This is a genomic window from Blautia sp. XA-2221, assembly GCF_028767025.1.
Lineage (GTDB): Bacteria > Bacillota > Clostridia > Lachnospirales > Lachnospiraceae > Blautia_A.
This window is the reverse complement of the sequence record NZ_JAJQXX010000012.1, coordinates 54,437-68,885: the sequence shown is the minus strand read 5'-3', so window position 1 is coordinate 68,885 and position 14,449 is coordinate 54,437. Positions and strand designations below refer to the sequence as shown.

Annotated in this window: 15 protein-coding genes and 1 pseudogene; 9 read left to right on the top strand and 7 right to left on the bottom strand. The window is 39.3% G+C overall.

The genetic code is table 11. From position 1 onward, the window contains the following. The first annotated feature begins 95 nt into the window (after positions 1 to 95). Positions 96 to 1,316: a serine/arginine repetitive matrix protein 2 gene (locus tag LU279_RS10560; RefSeq protein WP_274422471.1), complete on the top strand. Its 1,221-nt coding sequence runs from the start codon at positions 96 to 98 to the stop codon at positions 1,314 to 1,316. A 128-nt stretch (positions 1,317 to 1,444) separates the two neighbouring features. Continuing rightward, on the top strand, positions 1,445 to 1,870 hold the full coding sequence (locus LU279_RS10555; RefSeq protein ID WP_274422470.1) for a hypothetical protein: 426 nt from the start codon (positions 1,445 to 1,447) through the stop codon (positions 1,868 to 1,870). Positions 1,871 to 2,240: 370 nt separating this feature from the next. Here the strand turns inward: LU279_RS10555 and LU279_RS10550 are convergent, their stop codons facing one another. The 4 genes from LU279_RS10550 to LU279_RS10535 all read right to left on the bottom strand — a co-directional run bounded on the left by LU279_RS10550 (position 2,241) and on the right by LU279_RS10535 (position 4,315). Then, entirely contained in the window at positions 2,241 to 2,870 is a 630-nt protein-coding gene (locus LU279_RS10550; protein ID WP_274422469.1) for a DUF4230 domain-containing protein, read from the bottom strand. Between the two features lie 79 nt (positions 2,871 to 2,949). Beyond that, positions 2,950 to 3,177, bottom strand: coding sequence for a type II toxin-antitoxin system MqsA family antitoxin (locus LU279_RS10545; protein WP_274422468.1), 228 nt, complete (start codon positions 3,175 to 3,177; stop codon positions 2,950 to 2,952). Positions 3,178 to 3,179: 2 nt separating this feature from the next. Continuing rightward, positions 3,180 to 3,494 (bottom strand): DUF4258 domain-containing protein, encoded by a 315-nt coding sequence (locus tag LU279_RS10540; protein WP_274422467.1) that lies wholly within the window; start codon positions 3,492 to 3,494, stop codon positions 3,180 to 3,182. 5 nt (positions 3,495 to 3,499) lie between these two features. Then, entirely contained in the window at positions 3,500 to 4,315 is an 816-nt protein-coding gene (locus LU279_RS10535; RefSeq protein WP_274422466.1) for a helix-turn-helix domain-containing protein, read from the bottom strand. Between the two features lie 404 nt (positions 4,316 to 4,719). Between LU279_RS10535 and LU279_RS10530 the strand changes: the two genes are divergently transcribed. After that, entirely contained in the window at positions 4,720 to 4,884 is a 165-nt protein-coding gene (locus tag LU279_RS10530) for a transcriptional regulator (RefSeq protein WP_177296244.1), read from the top strand. Between the two features lie 82 nt (positions 4,885 to 4,966). Beyond that, positions 4,967 to 6,484 carry a recombinase family protein gene (locus LU279_RS10525; RefSeq protein ID WP_274422465.1) on the top strand — a complete coding sequence of 506 codons (1,518 nt, stop codon included), beginning with the start codon at positions 4,967 to 4,969 and terminating at the stop codon, positions 6,482 to 6,484. Between the two features lie 11 nt (positions 6,485 to 6,495). On the opposite strand, the gene LU279_RS10520 is transcribed toward LU279_RS10525, so the two are convergent. From LU279_RS10520 to LU279_RS10510, 3 genes are read right to left on the bottom strand one after another with little or no spacing between them, the layout of a single operon-like run. Next, the gene (locus LU279_RS10520) at positions 6,496 to 7,101 is read right to left on the bottom strand and encodes a manganese catalase family protein (protein ID WP_274422464.1); all 606 of its coding nucleotides are present in this window, start codon (positions 7,099 to 7,101) and stop codon (positions 6,496 to 6,498) included. Positions 7,102 to 7,104: 3 nt separating this feature from the next. Then, entirely contained in the window at positions 7,105 to 7,389 is a 285-nt protein-coding gene (locus LU279_RS10515) for a spore coat protein CotJB (RefSeq protein ID WP_274422463.1), read from the bottom strand. Next, positions 7,386 to 7,709 (bottom strand): spore coat associated protein CotJA, encoded by a 324-nt coding sequence (locus LU279_RS10510; protein WP_274422462.1) that lies wholly within the window; start codon positions 7,707 to 7,709, stop codon positions 7,386 to 7,388. Before LU279_RS10510 ends, LU279_RS10515 begins: the two co-directional genes overlap by 4 nt. Before the next feature lie 157 nt (positions 7,710 to 7,866). Here LU279_RS10510 and LU279_RS10505 point away from each other — a divergent pair, with 157 nt between their 5' ends. The 5 genes and pseudogenes from LU279_RS10505 (at position 7,867) to hrcA (ending at position 14,441) form a co-directional block, all read left to right on the top strand. Further along, on the top strand, positions 7,867 to 8,841 hold the full coding sequence (locus tag LU279_RS10505; protein WP_274422461.1) for a hypothetical protein: 975 nt from the start codon (positions 7,867 to 7,869) through the stop codon (positions 8,839 to 8,841). Positions 8,842 to 8,908: 67 nt separating this feature from the next. Next, positions 8,909 to 9,391 carry a hypothetical protein gene (locus LU279_RS10500; protein WP_274422460.1) on the top strand — a complete coding sequence of 161 codons (483 nt, stop codon included), beginning with the start codon at positions 8,909 to 8,911 and terminating at the stop codon, positions 9,389 to 9,391. Between the two features lie 64 nt (positions 9,392 to 9,455). Continuing rightward, positions 9,456 to 10,324: pseudogene (locus tag LU279_RS10495) on the top strand (EamA family transporter). Between the two features lie 860 nt (positions 10,325 to 11,184). Continuing rightward, positions 11,185 to 13,176, top strand: a complete 1,992-nt coding sequence (gene uvrB, locus LU279_RS10490; protein WP_274422459.1) for an excinuclease ABC subunit UvrB — start codon at positions 11,185 to 11,187, stop codon at positions 13,174 to 13,176. A 194-nt stretch (positions 13,177 to 13,370) separates the two neighbouring features. Next, entirely contained in the window at positions 13,371 to 14,441 is a 1,071-nt protein-coding gene (gene hrcA, locus LU279_RS10485) for a heat-inducible transcriptional repressor HrcA (RefSeq protein WP_274422458.1), read from the top strand. Positions 14,442 to 14,449 lie beyond the last annotated feature (8 nt).

The following is a 14,449-nucleotide window of genomic DNA, read 5'->3' as shown; positions in this document are numbered from 1 at the left end:
CGTTTTTGAAGATCTCTATTCTTTGAATGCAGATGGAAAAACATTTCACACACCGAAGCAGATGATTTGAGGAAACGGAAGGGAGGAAGAAACTTATGAGAGTATCAAGACACAATGGACGCTCCGGGAAGCATGGAGTCTATAACCCGAAGCATAATGACAGAAGATTTGATGTGCAGCATAGTGAACACATTGACCCGGAACGCAAAAAGGAAAATCTCTATTGGGATTGTTATCATGGAATTTCTAAGGATGGGAAACCGGCAGAAATGACCTTTGAACAGGTGGAAGAAAAATTCTATGAGGAAATCTTTGCAGATTTTATCCAAGGACAGAATGCCCGCAATATAAAGAATCGTCATCCAGAACGAAATCGGACAGTCAAGGATTTGTTGAATGATAAAAGAACCTGTCCGGAAGAGACAATTTATCAGATTGGAAATATTGATTCCTCGATTGACTATTTTGATTTATATTGCATCTGTCAGGAATTCTTTGATTTTATGGAAAGAGTGTTTGGGGAAAATGTAAAAATCATAGATTGGGCGTTACATGTGGACGAGGGAACTCCTCATATCCATGAACGTCATGTATTTGTTTGGGAAAATCAATATGGCGAACTGTGTCCAAAACAGGAAAAGGCATTGGAAGAAATCGGATTTGAACTGCCTGATCCATCAAAAAAGCAGGGAAAGAATAATAATCGTAAGATGGTTTTTGATGATTATATGAGACACCATTTTATTATAAAATGCCATAAATTCGGAATTGAAGTAGAATCGGAAGCCATCTATGGTGGCAGGCAATATCTAGAAAAACAGGATTATATCATTCAGAAACAACAAGAGAAAATCGCAGAAAAAGAACAGAAAATCAAGGAGCTGGAAGAAAAGATTTTAGATTCAGAAACATTGATTCAAGAAGTATCTGCGGTCGCTTATGAAAAAGCAGTGGAGATTGTTTCAGACAAAGCAAGGGAGGAGGCGTTGAATACAGCAGAGGAACAGATTGAGATTTATAAAAAATGGCTGTCCAGTCCAGACAGAAAGGCTTCGGAGAAAATGCGGAACTATGCGATTTCTCAGATGGAAAGCCTTGGAAAGAATATTCGGAGTGCGATAAAGAAATTATCCACTCGGTTGGAAGAAATGTTTAAAAAATCGAATGCAAAGAAAGAAATGACGGAGATGATAGAGAAAGAATCCAGGGATTCAGTGTTGGAGAAACTGGAATGGCATAAGCTGAAAGTTTCGAAGAAAAATATTGCTGAAAAGGATAGTCGGAAAATAGAGCGAAAATGTGATATTAATTTTTAGACCCTGATTTTCCTTCAAGAAATATTGAAATGATTACATTGCAGAAACTCTATCTATATTGCTATAATATAGACACGAATAGATAAAATAGAGTAGCTGGAACTGTTTAAAATGGAGGTATGATTTTTATGGGGAAAAAGATTGTATGGAATACACATCGGATGTTTAAACAAGCATGTGCTTTTTCTGATTGTGCAAAATGTTGTGAAATAGAGCCGAATAATATTATCGAATATAGATTTGATGCTCATACTGTTTCAGGAATTGTTAATTCTGCTTTTTCCTGTGAAGTATTTATAAAAACACTGTTGATTTCTTATGGCGTGTCTATTAAAGAAATAAGAGGGAAAAAATCTTGTGATGGTCACGATTTAAAAAGACTATGGGGATTATTTCGTAAAAGTGATAGTAAAAAGGCTGAAAAGGCTGAAATAGAGCTGAAAAGACATTTCAATCCTAAAAATGAAAATTTTTTTGATGAACAATTAGAAATGATTTCTGATGCGTTTGAACATTGGCGCTATATATATATGAAACAGACGAAGGGTGTATAAATATTAATTTTCTGAAAGATTTTAGGATATTATTAAGAAATGTTTGTTGTGAACAGTTATATAAAAAAACATGGAGCGAGTATATAATAAATACTGTAAAAGCTTAAAGCAATATTGTTAGAAAGTCTAGCTTTCCTTTTCTTTAAATATTACAATACTATAAAATGGCGGGGAGAAACCAGTTTGGTATTATATCACCGCCATTTCATAACTCTGAATATTCGATTCAGAACTAGGTTGTGTTTATATATAACCAATCTTATTGCTTTCATTAAGCAGTAAAGAATAAATAGATATAAAATATAAGTATTATTGCAACTATCCCACCTACGATATAAAGTAGTTTTCTTTTCATTTGTAAGTTTCTCCTTTATTGAAATTTGAATTCATATTTATATTCTTCTGGATCAAATTGGTCTGCAAATAATCCAGTAATAACCGTTTTCGCATTTTCTTTTGCACCCTCTAATAATCCGTTGGAAATAGCATTTTTTTCTGCATTTTTCTGCATTTCAATAAAGGCTTTGTTACTCTCATCCATTGTCACTTGATTAAAAATACTTTCATCTTCTAAATAGATTTTTAATGAATCTAACTTTGGTTCGTTGCTGAGAATTTCTGCTTTAGGCATCAAAATAGTTACCGTTTTAGTCCCTTCATTTACATCAGGAATAATGTCTTCTACTTTGAACCCCGCCTTTATCACGAAATCATAACTATAAACATAATGTGATTGTGTAAATGGTATCTTTGCCCCAAAGAAAGTTCTAGGATCATCTATAACATCTACTTCTGTCACGTAAGCAACTTGAGTAGCCAGTTCTCCTATATTTCTGAGTCCGATATCTACTGTCTTAGAATCGGATTGAAAAGCAGAGTTAACCCCAAAGATAACTATGACTATAATGATTAAAGATACTAAAAACACAACTATTTTTTTAGTAATAAATTTCTTCAAAAATGGTAACAGCCCATTTTTATCCTTTTTGGTACTTTCCATTCTGACGCCCTCCTCTTAAAGTAAAATGTAAATTTCGCGTACAATGAGTAATATTATAAAGTGTTTAATTTTGTGAAATTTACGCTGCATGCTGATAATCAATCACAGCAATCTCCTGCATCAGTTTCTTGGCCAGATTTATAATAACTTCCAGTTTTTCCGCAACTTCATCTGTATAATATTTTTCTCCGCATTGATCGCATTCAAGGCAAGGTACATTTTTAATTACGATAACGCAATCTTTATAATTTACCACATGGGTGGTAGTGCTTTCTACAGTTGTAGTATTTTTACAGAACATACACATAGTTATTTCCCCTTTCTTCTTGTTTTTAAATCATTTTCAAATTTTATTGTGTCCGGGTAATACGCAGTTATGATGTATATATTTATACTATCACATCCGGCAACGATATGCAAAATCCTATCATTAACAGTATGCCCAAAAATCAGACAACTTGGATTCGGATAATCATCAGGATAGTCTTCGATGATTTCTCCGGTTGCAATTCCATTTTTAACATCGGCACGGCTGATATCGCGTTCTTGCATACGTTCTAAACAATGTTTTGTCCAGATTATTTTTGAATCTGCACATAAGGTCTGATATGTTTTCAAATCCACTTTCATCACCTCTTTTTCCGTTTTTTATTTGAATCCTTCAATATATTTTCCATAAGTTTTTCAAATAATTTGAGATTATCGCCATCTATACCTGTCGGAGCAAGCATTTTTGCTGTAAGTTCTGCCATTTTAGCTTCGGTCATATGACCTTTATGCTTCATTGCTTCCTGATGGAGTTGTTTCACCTGATTTCGCATTTCTTCGGCAGTAACATCTTCTTTTGTTTCTCCATATTCGTTCTTCACATCCCGCATGATTTTCAAAAAGGTAGCCTTCAATTTCTCCAAATCAGCTTCTGTTCCGCTGATTTTCTGAGCGTTCAGATGGCGGAGTTCATTGGTTATTTCTGTTTTCTGAGAAGGATTTTCTTTTAAAAGTTCGGTTAAACCTCCGGTTGCAAGGTCGATCACATTATTCCGGGAGAGAAATCCTTCCTCGTGGGCGCTTTCAAAATAGGCTTCTGCATATCCCATGAGAGGAATAAAGTTACTATGTTCCATGATTCGGCTGAGAAGTTCTGTATTTACCTTGCCGGACAGCAGCGTAATCAATGCCTTGTTTGATAGTCCCAGTTCATTCAGTTCTATATTCTTCTGAGAACGGATACTAGTTCGTCCCAACAGATAATCTGTGGACACACCAAAATAATCGGCAAATTTTATGATGAGTTCGTGTCCGATACTTTTGATATCTTCATTTTCAATTCTTGTAAGCTGGGAAGCAGGGATTCCCAAATCTTCGCTCACCAGTTTTTTTGTTAATCCCCGTTCGATTCTTAAATCTCCGATTTTCTCATGGATATTTCCGGGTAATTCAGCCATCTCTATCAACTCCCTTAGACTTATTTTAGTCGTTTCCCAAGAATAGGTCAATCCATATTATTGCAAATCTGCAATTTTCATAACCTCGATTTCCAGGGAATTGCTATGCCTGCAAGAAACGCTGTTTTCTGATTTTTTTATGCTACGATGGCTCTACAAAAGCGGATAACGCTTGTGTACCTTGACAATCAGAGAGACCGGAATCGGCGGTAAGCAGATAATGACACTCACATCTGATAGGTGAAACTCCTTGGGGTGGCTCGGCAATCAACGGCGGGTTATGAAACGATTCATAAGAGGAATGTGAAAAATCATTCGCCAAAGAAACCGGAATCTTGTTTTGAAATCAGACTGTTTTGGAATAGGACAAATTATAACAAAAATAAGATATATGGGGGAAGATTATGAAACAGATAACAGAAAAAATAGAAGAATTAAAAGAGATTCATGTTGAAAAAATGCATTTTCGTGTAATCAGCAGACATCCGCAGTATTCCATAGACACCGCAAACCGCATATTTGAAGAACAAAGAAAAGATTTGTACAATATCTTTAAAAAATATGCATGATTTTTAAACCGGAAAGCGGTATTCATGGTATAATCAATGTAATGGAGAGTGACTGTTTACACATAGTAAGGAGGTATGTGCTATGTGTCCAATCGATGCTTTATACGCAAGACAGTCACTGGATAAAAAAGACAGTATCTCCATCGAAAATCAGCTTGAGTTTTGTAAATATGAAACTCGCGGAGCTGAGTATGAAACGTACATTGACAAGGGATTTAGCGGAAAAAATACCAACAGACCGGCATTTGCAAGAATGATGGAAGACATTCGGGCAGGAAAGATTAAACGGGTTATCGTTTATAAGCTTGACCGTATCAGCCGTTCTATTCTCGATTTTTCCAATATGATGGAAATATTTCAGCAATATCATGTAGAATTTGTTTCTTCCACAGAGAAGTTTGATACTTCTACACCAATCGGCAATGCCATGCTGAATATTTCTATCGTATTTGCACAGTTGGAGCGTGAAACAATCCAGAAACGTATTGCAGACGCTTATGCAACGAAAAGTCAGAAAGGATATTACATGGGTGGTCGTGTACCGTATGGATTTCAGTTGGAAAAAACAATTATCAACGGAATTCATACATCTGTTTTTGTGCCGGAACCGAATGAAATGAAGCAGATTCGATTGATTTATCAGCTTTATTCGGAACCAGATATGACCTTGGGAGCAGTTATGAGAGAATTGCTTCGTCAAGGTTTTACAGAAAAACGAGGTGCGCCCTGGTCTACTGCAAGAATCAGCGAGATTCTCCGAAATCCAGTATATGCAAAGGCAGATATTGATATCTACAATTTCTTTGAAAGCCAGGGCGCAAATATGATTAACCCGGCTTCTGATTATGTGGGAACTAACGGTATCTTTCTATATAAAGGAATCAACGGAGATAAGACAAAGAAAAAGCAGTACGATCTTGTAGATCGGGATGTGGTAATCGCTCCTCATTTGGGTGTGATTGAGTCTGATGTCTGGCTGAAATGTCGATTAAAAATTATGAAAAACCGTCAGTCAGCAAGAACGAATAAAGGAAAGCGAACCTGGCTTGCCGGAAAAGTGAAGTGTAAGAAATGTGGTTATGCCTATACGGTTACAAGGTCAAACACGAAAGCTGGGCGATATTTTCAATGTTCAGGTTCTCGATATTCCATTAAATGTAAAGGTGCAGGGCATACCATCTATGCAGATGTATTTGAGGATTATGTTTTAGAGGAAATGAAAAAGCAGCTTGCCAAGTTCCAATATCTGTCGGATGAACTGGAAGAGGTAACGCAGCCTGCCAGTCAAGTAGAGAAAATTCGGATTGCAGAGATTGAACAGGAAATAGGAAACTTGCTTGCAAAAGTGCCGGAAGCGAATAAAACAGTGATGGAATATATCAATCGCAGGATTGAGGAACTGGATAAAGAAAAACAGTCCTTACAGCAAAAACTGGTTGAGCAAAGTACTAATCAAACTTCTGGAAAGATGGACAAAATCACTAATTATGTTGCAAAATGGGATGAACTTGACAATGACGACAAACAGCGGGTTGCGGATATTCTGATTGACCGGATTGATATTGACGAGGATGTCATCGAGATTACATGGAATATCTGATGAAACAAAAGCTAAATCTGATGGAGAACAAAACAACAGAAATTTCTAAAAACAAATCTTTTATTTTTGCTTGTATAAGTACTCTTTGCTTCACCGAATCTTTGGAAATGCACCACTTCTCTTGCGCGGAGAAATCTGATGGGATCTGCAATTTCCGGAATGTTCCGTACCACGCGCAGGATATTATCGTAAGTAGATCGGGCTTTCTGTTCGGCAGCAAGGTTCTCGAAAAGATCAGTGACAGGATCTCCTTTGCTCTGAAATTCACAGGCATTAAAGGGAACACCCCCGGCAGCCTGAGGCCATACGCCTACTGTATGATCAATATAATAAGGACCAAAGCCGCTTTTTTCGATTTCTTCCATAGAAAGATCTCGGGTAAGCTGGTGAACGATTGTAGACACCATTTCCAGATGGGCCAGTTCCTCTGTACCGATATCGTTTAATACTGCAGAAGCCATACGGTTTGGCATGGTAAAACGCTGAGAAAGATAGCGGAGAGAAGCTCCGATTTCTCCATCCGGGCCACCATATTGACTCATGATAAACTGAGCAATTTTTGCATTGGGTGTTTTAATATTAATTGGATACTGTAATCTTTTTTCATAATTCCACATAAGCTATCTGCATCCTCCTTCCATTTCCCATGGGAATGGCTGTTCCATCCATTTCCAGGTGTTTCCGTCTGCTTCCAGGGCGTCATCTACGGTAAGAGGACCATAGCATCTGGCATATTCTTTCATCAGTTTTTTACGTTCTGCTGCATATTCACGGTAAAGAGCCATTCCTTTTTCGCAGCAGGGATGTGTGTCCAGGTAAAGGAGAAGATCATTGACTGCAAAGCTTACTTCATTGATTTTCTGAAGAAGCTGCGCTTTGGATCCTGAAGAATTCTGATACATCATCGTCGTCCCCCTCTCTTTCCGCAAAATGGTTTGCAAAGCTGCGGGAAAATGGTTCCGACATTTAGCGCATAACAGAGGTCATAGGTAGTGGTAAGCTGCTGACAGGGCACATATGCCATAGCAGGTTCCAGATGATCTGCATGAGTATACATCTCCGGGTTTATTGTAGTTGTATTGGGCATACGGCAGGCACAGGACGATTTTTTGTGCTGTTCTGTACACGGACAGGAAGAATACCTGTCGGGCATCTGCGCTTTTGCCATGCCGCAGGTTGCATGATATGGACGTCCGCAGGAACGGTTCATATGATAATTTTCCATGAACAAATCCTTTCTGATGAATTAAGATACCATATATTTTATGTCATAAAAACAGAAGTGTGCGAATAGGAAGATTTGCTTAAAATCCATTGCCTAAACCGTCCTGAAAATGATACAATAAAAACAGATATTTTATCATTTTTCAAGGAGAAGAATCATGATTTTAACAGAAGATAAAACATATACTATGTCTCTGGAGCAGGAGGACTGCGGGAGTAATACGGGATTGGTAAATAAAAACACAGAACTGGTATTTTCTAACAGGGAGCTGCTGCATGCAGTAATTACCTGTGGGATGCCTGTTCAGAGGATGACAGCCTCCTTTTTATCAAAAAAGAAACTGGAGCTTACCTATAAAATGTTTCTTGTGGAAACTGCCCTTGATACAGAAGGCGACCGACTGAAAAAAGCAAAACGGATTGCTTATCTGGATTCGTCAGAGAAGAGTGTGATGTCCTATTATATGGGTATGTTTCTTACGAAACTGGTCAGTGGACGGCTTTACGGAGCTGATTATCTGACGCATCTGAATTTGATCAGCAGTATCGACCATAAAGAATTTATTGATTTTTTTAACAGTGAATGGCGTCAGGATATGATTGGATTGAGCATACCCGAAAATCAGTGGAGTGTCTGGGAAGCAAAGGGAGGAAGCAACAGAAGAGAGCAGGCGCTGAAAAAGGGAAGTCAGCAGATTTCGGATATTGAATCTGTAAATGGACATGTGCCGGATCCGGCAGCAGTGTGTATGACCTACTATGACCACAGTTATCTTTGTGGTGTGGTACGTCAGCCGGAAAGCACTCAGAAGGAAAATAAAGAGTGCATCAGATTTCGTGAGGAAGATTTTTTCAGAGCATATTACCAGCCCCTTTGCGAGCTGTTTATGGAGCAGGGAGAAGGACTCAGGATTTGTGGGAAAAATGTAGAGATTTCTCTGGCAGTGCCTTATTTTTCTGAGACAGAATACAGGGAAGAAGAACGAAAAGTCCGTGTGGGTATGCCCAGAAAGCTTCTGTACTGTCTGATGGAAAACGAGTATGAAGATTTCTTACAAAAGAGAAGTGAACTTCTGGATTCAGAATATCCGCAAGATTCTTTTGTGGGCGCAGACGGGATTTATATCAGATAGAAAAATTCTGGCAAAGAAGTAACAGGGTAAGCGGTTCTTTCATAAAATAAATAAAAAAGGTTTTGGCATGACATTTTCATCTTATGAAAAAGTAACTGGAGTGATCCGGGATATCAGGAGCGGTGGTTCTTGCTGCTCGCTTCTGATTTCTGTTGATACAGATGGAGAAATTGTGAATTTTGTGGTATCAGGGGATACCATTGTTGTAGATAACGTCAGACTCAGGCGGGGAATGAAGGTAGCTGCTTTTTATGATACCAGCCTTCCTGCACTGGCTATTTTTCCTCCTCAGTACCAGGCGGAGCTGGTGACAGCATTAAGGTCCGGGCAGGACGTTGTTCTGAAATTTTTTGATGATACGCTGACTGCGGAAGATGGATCTCTGAAATTAAATCTTTCCCCGGTCACAAATATACGCACTTTAAATGGACAGCGTTTTATGTGCAGTCCGGAGGGACAGGATCTTCTGGTTTACTATGGTTCTGTGACAAAAAGTATTCCTCCGCAGACTGCGCCCCAAAGAATTATCGTGATGTGTCCGACACAGTAAATTATGGAAAAACACCTCGGATTAAACAGTGGCTATGACAGAACTCAGGATAAAGGAGGCTGTTATGTGGATTTTTTATGCAATAGGTTCCTCGTTTTTTGCAGGAATTACAGCGATTCTGGCCAAGTGTGGAATACAGAAGACGGATTCTGATGTGGCAACAGCCATTCGTACAGTTGTTGTGCTGATATTTTCGTGGTTAATGGTTTTGATCACAGGTGCAGGAAGCGGAGTTGGAAGAATAAGCGCAAGGACAATGGTATTTTTGATATTATCCGGACTTTCAACAGGGGCTTCCTGGCTTTGTTATTTTCATGCACTACAGAAAGGTGATATTAACAAGGTTGTGCCTGTGGATAAATCCAGTACAATACTTACGATTTTGCTGGCGCTGATCTTTTTGAATGAGGGGCTTACCTGGGGAAAAACAGCAGCAGTGGTACTGATCGCAATAGGGATTATGCTGATGATTTGCCGTAAAGAAATAGAGTCGAAACAGGAAAAAAAGAGGAATGGAACATGGCTGATCTACGCCGTTTTATCAGCTGTGTTTGCAAGTCTTACCTCGATTCTTGGTAAAATTGGAATCCAGGATATTGACTCAAATCTGGGAACAGCCATTCGCACTACCGTTGTATTGCTTATGGCTTGGCTTATGGTCTTTATAACCGGAAAGCAGCGCCAGATAAGAAAAACTGAAAAAAGAGAGCTTGCCTTTATTATCCTGTCCGGTTTTGCAACAGGAGCCTCCTGGCTTTGTTACTATCATGCTTTACAGCAGGGACCGGCAAGCGTGGTTGTTGCTGTGGATAAATTAAGTATCCTTGTTACCATTGCATTTTCATGGATTGTATTTCATGAGAAACTGACAAAAAAGCAGCGCTGGGTGTGGCGTGTATGACTGTGGGAACTTTGCTTCTGGCAGTTATGTGAGAGATCACAGAGTGATGTAATATCATTTAGGAAAATACTAAAGAGGGGAAATTTAATACCAAAAATCAGATGTCTGATATAGATATTTGGGAAGGAATATGGCTGTACGCAGTTGCTGCAGTGAATGGAAGCAATTAAGTTCAGTTATGGGAAATGAGTGAGGAGACAGGGGCATATTTTCAGCTTATCTGAAATGCATTTGTCTCCTGCTTTGTGCAGTTACCGGAATTGCAGAAAATCTGTTTTATTATCTTGTTCGCTTTATACAGAGAATAATAAACAAGTATACCGGGCAATTTCCATTTCCAATTATTTTGAAGTATCAGAAGACGACAGGAGCTGTTATCGACGATTTTCGTAAAGCAAAAAGTGATGTTTATCAATGAGTTTAGCCGTTATACGATTTTTGTCAATATACTGGTAATGGACAAGACCATTGAATCCTGTCGAAAAATTCATGCTGCAAAAAGACAACTGGAGTTCATATGCCATTATAATAGAAAACGGACAATTCAGTTTTGATTCTATAAACGGTGAAATCAATGAAAATACGGAGAAAAACGGACGATTTCTTTCTGAATAAGATGTATCAGAGAGCTTATGGAAGCGGAAATTTTTTGTAAAACAAAGCGTGGATAAACATAATGGAACGTTTGGAATGCTGAACAGATTAAAAGAAAATCACAGAACAAACATTCGGATTATTCTGTACTTTTCTTTTGTATCCTGATATAATAAATAATGGAAAGAAGTCAGTGTGGGTAAAATATACCTGTAGTGACTTTGTACTTATAAAATTACAGTTAGATAATGTTTTATATTTGATATCTGAAAAATACATTGTGATTTAAGGAGAGAATATGGATCATTTTGAGTTAGTATCAGAATACGCTCCCACCGGCGATCAGCCCCAGGCCATTGCCAAACTGGTAAAAGGATTTAAGGAAGGCAATCAGTTTGAAACTCTGTTAGGAGTTACCGGTTCAGGTAAAACATTTACCATGGCAAATGTAATTAAGGAACTGAATAAACCGACGCTTGTGCTTGCACATAATAAAACTCTGGCTGCACAGCTTTACGGCGAGTTTAAAGAATTTTTTCCAAATAACGCGGTGGAATACTTTGTTTCCTATTACGATTACTACCAGCCTGAGGCTTATGTTCCTTCCACAGATACCTACATTGCCAAGGATGCATCCACCAACGATGAGATAGACAAATTGCGGCTTTCTGCAACTGCGGCTCTCTGTGAGCGAAGAGATGTGATTGTGGTGTCTTCAGTGTCCTGCATTTACGGTCTGGGTGCGCCCCAGGAATTTTTTGACATGATGATTTCTCTGCGTCCGGGTATGGAAAAAGACAGGGATGAGGTCATACGGCAGCTGATCGACATTCAGTATACAAGGAATGAGATGGATTTTCACCGGGGGACTTTCCGGGTGAAAGGTGATGTGCTGGAAATTTTTCCGGCTAATGCCACAGACCGGGCTGTTCGTGTGGAGTTTTTCGGAGATGAGATTGAGCGGATCACAGAAATTGATGTACTGACCGGCGAGATTAAAAATGAAGAGAGCCATGTGGGGATTTTTCCCGCATCTCATTATGTTGTGCCTCAGGAGCAGATTAAAAGAGCAGCAGATGCTATCCTTGCAGAAATGAAAGAACAGGTAGATTATTTTAAAAGTGAGGACAAGTTGATCGAGGCTCAGAGAATAGCGGAGCGTACCAACTTTGACGTGGAAATGATGAAAGAAACGGGATTCTGTTCCGGAATTGAGAATTATTCCAGGCACTTAACAGGACTGGCTCCGGGACAGCCGCCCTATACGCTGATGGATTATTTTAAGGATGATTTTCTTCTTATTATTGATGAATCACATAAAACGGTTTCTCAGGTAGGGGGAATGTATGCAGGAGATCAGAGCCGCAAGCAGACGCTGGTTGACTATGGATTCCGTCTGCCGTCAGCCAAAGACAATCGTCCGTTAAGTTTTGATGAGTTTGAAGGCAAACTGGATCAGGTAATGTTTGTGTCAGCAACCCCGGGACAGTACGAGGCTGATCATGAGCTGCTGCGGGCAGAACAGATCATACGTCCTACAGGGCTTCTCGATCCTAAGGTGGAAGTACGCCCTGTAGAGGGACAGATCGATGATCTGATCAGCGAGGTAAATAAAGAGGTTGAAAAGGGGCACAAAATCCTGATTACGACTTTGACCAAACGTATGGCAGAGGACCTTACAGATTATATGAAAGATGTGGGAATACGTGTCCGATATCTTCATTCAGATATAGATACCTTGCAGCGGGCAGAAATTATCCGTGATATGCGTCTGGACGTATTTGACGTTCTGGTAGGAATCAACCTTCTCAGGGAGGGCCTGGATATTCCGGAGATTACATTGGTGGCAATTCTGGATGCAGACAAAGAGGGATTTCTCCGTTCAGAGGTTTCTTTGATCCAGACGATAGGCCGTGCGGCACGAAACAGCGAAGGCCATGTGATCATGTATGCGGATGTTATGACAGATTCCATGAAAAAAGCTATTCAGGAAACTGAGCGCCGCCGCAGCATTCAGGAAGATTATAATAAGGAACATGGAATTACGCCAACGACTATTAAAAAGGCAGTTCGTGACCTGATTACAGTTTCTAAAGCAGTTGCAGAAACAGAAGTGAAGCTGAAAAAAGATCCGGAGTCCATGAGTCGTAAGGAACTGACGAAGCTGATCGCTCAGGTAGAAAAGCAGATGCGCGCGGCAGCAGCAGATCTGAACTTTGAGCAGGCAGCAGAGCTGAGAGATAAGATGCTGGAACTTAAGAGGAATCTTCAGGAGTTGGAACAGATATAAAATTTTTTATTAATAACAATGCAGATATTTCAGGTAAGTAGTTTCTGGAGTGTCTGCATTCTTTATATAATAAAAGATTTTCATAAAAATACTTCTTATCTCTTGACAAACTATTTTAACGGTGCTATCTTAACAATGTAAATGTTAGCACTCTTTGATATTGAGTGCTAATAAAAAGGAAAGGAGCTGAGGGCGTGGAAGATATTTTGACTGATCGTAAGAAAAAGATTCTGAAAGCGATCATCAAAACTTATATGGAAACAGGAGAGCCGGTTGGATCCCGGACAATTTCCAAGTATACAGATCTTAATGTCAGCTCAGCAACAATCCGTAATGAAATGTCTGACCTGACAGATTTAGGCTATATTGTGCAGCCTCATACCTCTGCCGGAAGAATTCCTTCAGATAAAGGGTATCGGTTGTATGTAGATGAGCTGATGCAGGAAAAGGAAGATGAGATTGAAGAGATCCGAAATCTGATGATTGAAAAAACAGATAAGATGGAAAAGGTGCTGAAAAAGGTAGCCAGGGTTCTCGCCTGCAATACCAATTATGCAACAATGATCTCAGTTCCCCAGTACAGCGGAAATAAACTGAAATTTATTCAGCTTTCCAGAGTCAATGAACGTCAGCTTGTAGCTGTAGTTGTCTGTGAGGGAAACGTCATCCGGAACCAGATCATAGATCTTGACGAGGAAATGGATGATGAGACGATTCTGAAACTGAATCTTCTTCTTAATACAAATCTCAACGGACTTCCGATTCAGGATATTAATCTGGGAATGATTGCAAGACTGAAGGAACAGGCAGGGATTCACAGCGGACTGGTTGCCAGTGTACTGGACGCAGTTGCAGCTACGATACATGTGGATGAAGAGGATCTGGAAATCTATACGTCAGGCGCTACGAACTTTTTCAAGTATCCGGAATTGTCAGATAAGGAAAAAGCAACGGGACTGATTTCCGCATTTGAAGAAAAACAGCAGCTTGCAGATCTTGTAAAAGAAAGCATGGCAGATGCAGATAATACAGGAGTTCAGGTATATATCGGAGATGAACTTCCGATTCCTACCATGAAAGACTGCAGCGTTGTAACAGCTACTTATGAGCTGGGCAAGGGAATGCATGGAACCATCGGTATTGTAGGACCGAAACGAATGGATTATGAAAATGTTGTTAATAATCTGAAGACCCTGAAAGTTGAATTAGATCAGGTATTTGGAAAAAATAAAAAAGAAAATGGCGGCAGCCATCAGGAAGAATAGAAAGGTGG

Bases quoted from the DNA above. Each gene is read 5' to 3' on its own strand.
- LU279_RS10560 (WP_274422471.1), top strand. From the start codon at position 96: ATGAGAGTATCAAGACACAATGGACGCTCCGGGAAGCATGGAGTCTAT.
- LU279_RS10555 (WP_274422470.1), top strand. From the start codon at position 1,445: ATGGGGAAAAAGATTGTATGGAATACACATCGGATGTTTAAACAAGCA.
- LU279_RS10550 (WP_274422469.1), bottom strand. From the start codon at position 2,870: ATGGAAAGTACCAAAAAGGATAAAAATGGGCTGTTACCATTTTTGAAG.
- LU279_RS10545 (WP_274422468.1), bottom strand. From the start codon at position 3,177: ATGTGTATGTTCTGTAAAAATACTACAACTGTAGAAAGCACTACCACC.
- LU279_RS10535 (WP_274422466.1), bottom strand. From the start codon at position 4,315: ATGGCTGAATTACCCGGAAATATCCATGAGAAAATCGGAGATTTAAGA.
- LU279_RS10530 (WP_177296244.1), top strand. From the start codon at position 4,720: ATGAAACAGATAACAGAAAAAATAGAAGAATTAAAAGAGATTCATGTT.
- LU279_RS10525 (WP_274422465.1), top strand. From the start codon at position 4,967: ATGTGTCCAATCGATGCTTTATACGCAAGACAGTCACTGGATAAAAAA.
- LU279_RS10520 (WP_274422464.1), bottom strand. From the start codon at position 7,101: ATGTGGAATTATGAAAAAAGATTACAGTATCCAATTAATATTAAAACA.
- LU279_RS10515 (WP_274422463.1), bottom strand. From the start codon at position 7,389: ATGATGTATCAGAATTCTTCAGGATCCAAAGCGCAGCTTCTTCAGAAA.
- LU279_RS10510 (WP_274422462.1), bottom strand. From the start codon at position 7,709: ATGGAAAATTATCATATGAACCGTTCCTGCGGACGTCCATATCATGCA.
- LU279_RS10505 (WP_274422461.1), top strand. From the start codon at position 7,867: ATGATTTTAACAGAAGATAAAACATATACTATGTCTCTGGAGCAGGAG.
- LU279_RS10500 (WP_274422460.1), top strand. From the start codon at position 8,909: ATGACATTTTCATCTTATGAAAAAGTAACTGGAGTGATCCGGGATATC.
- uvrB (WP_274422459.1), top strand. From the start codon at position 11,185: ATGGATCATTTTGAGTTAGTATCAGAATACGCTCCCACCGGCGATCAG.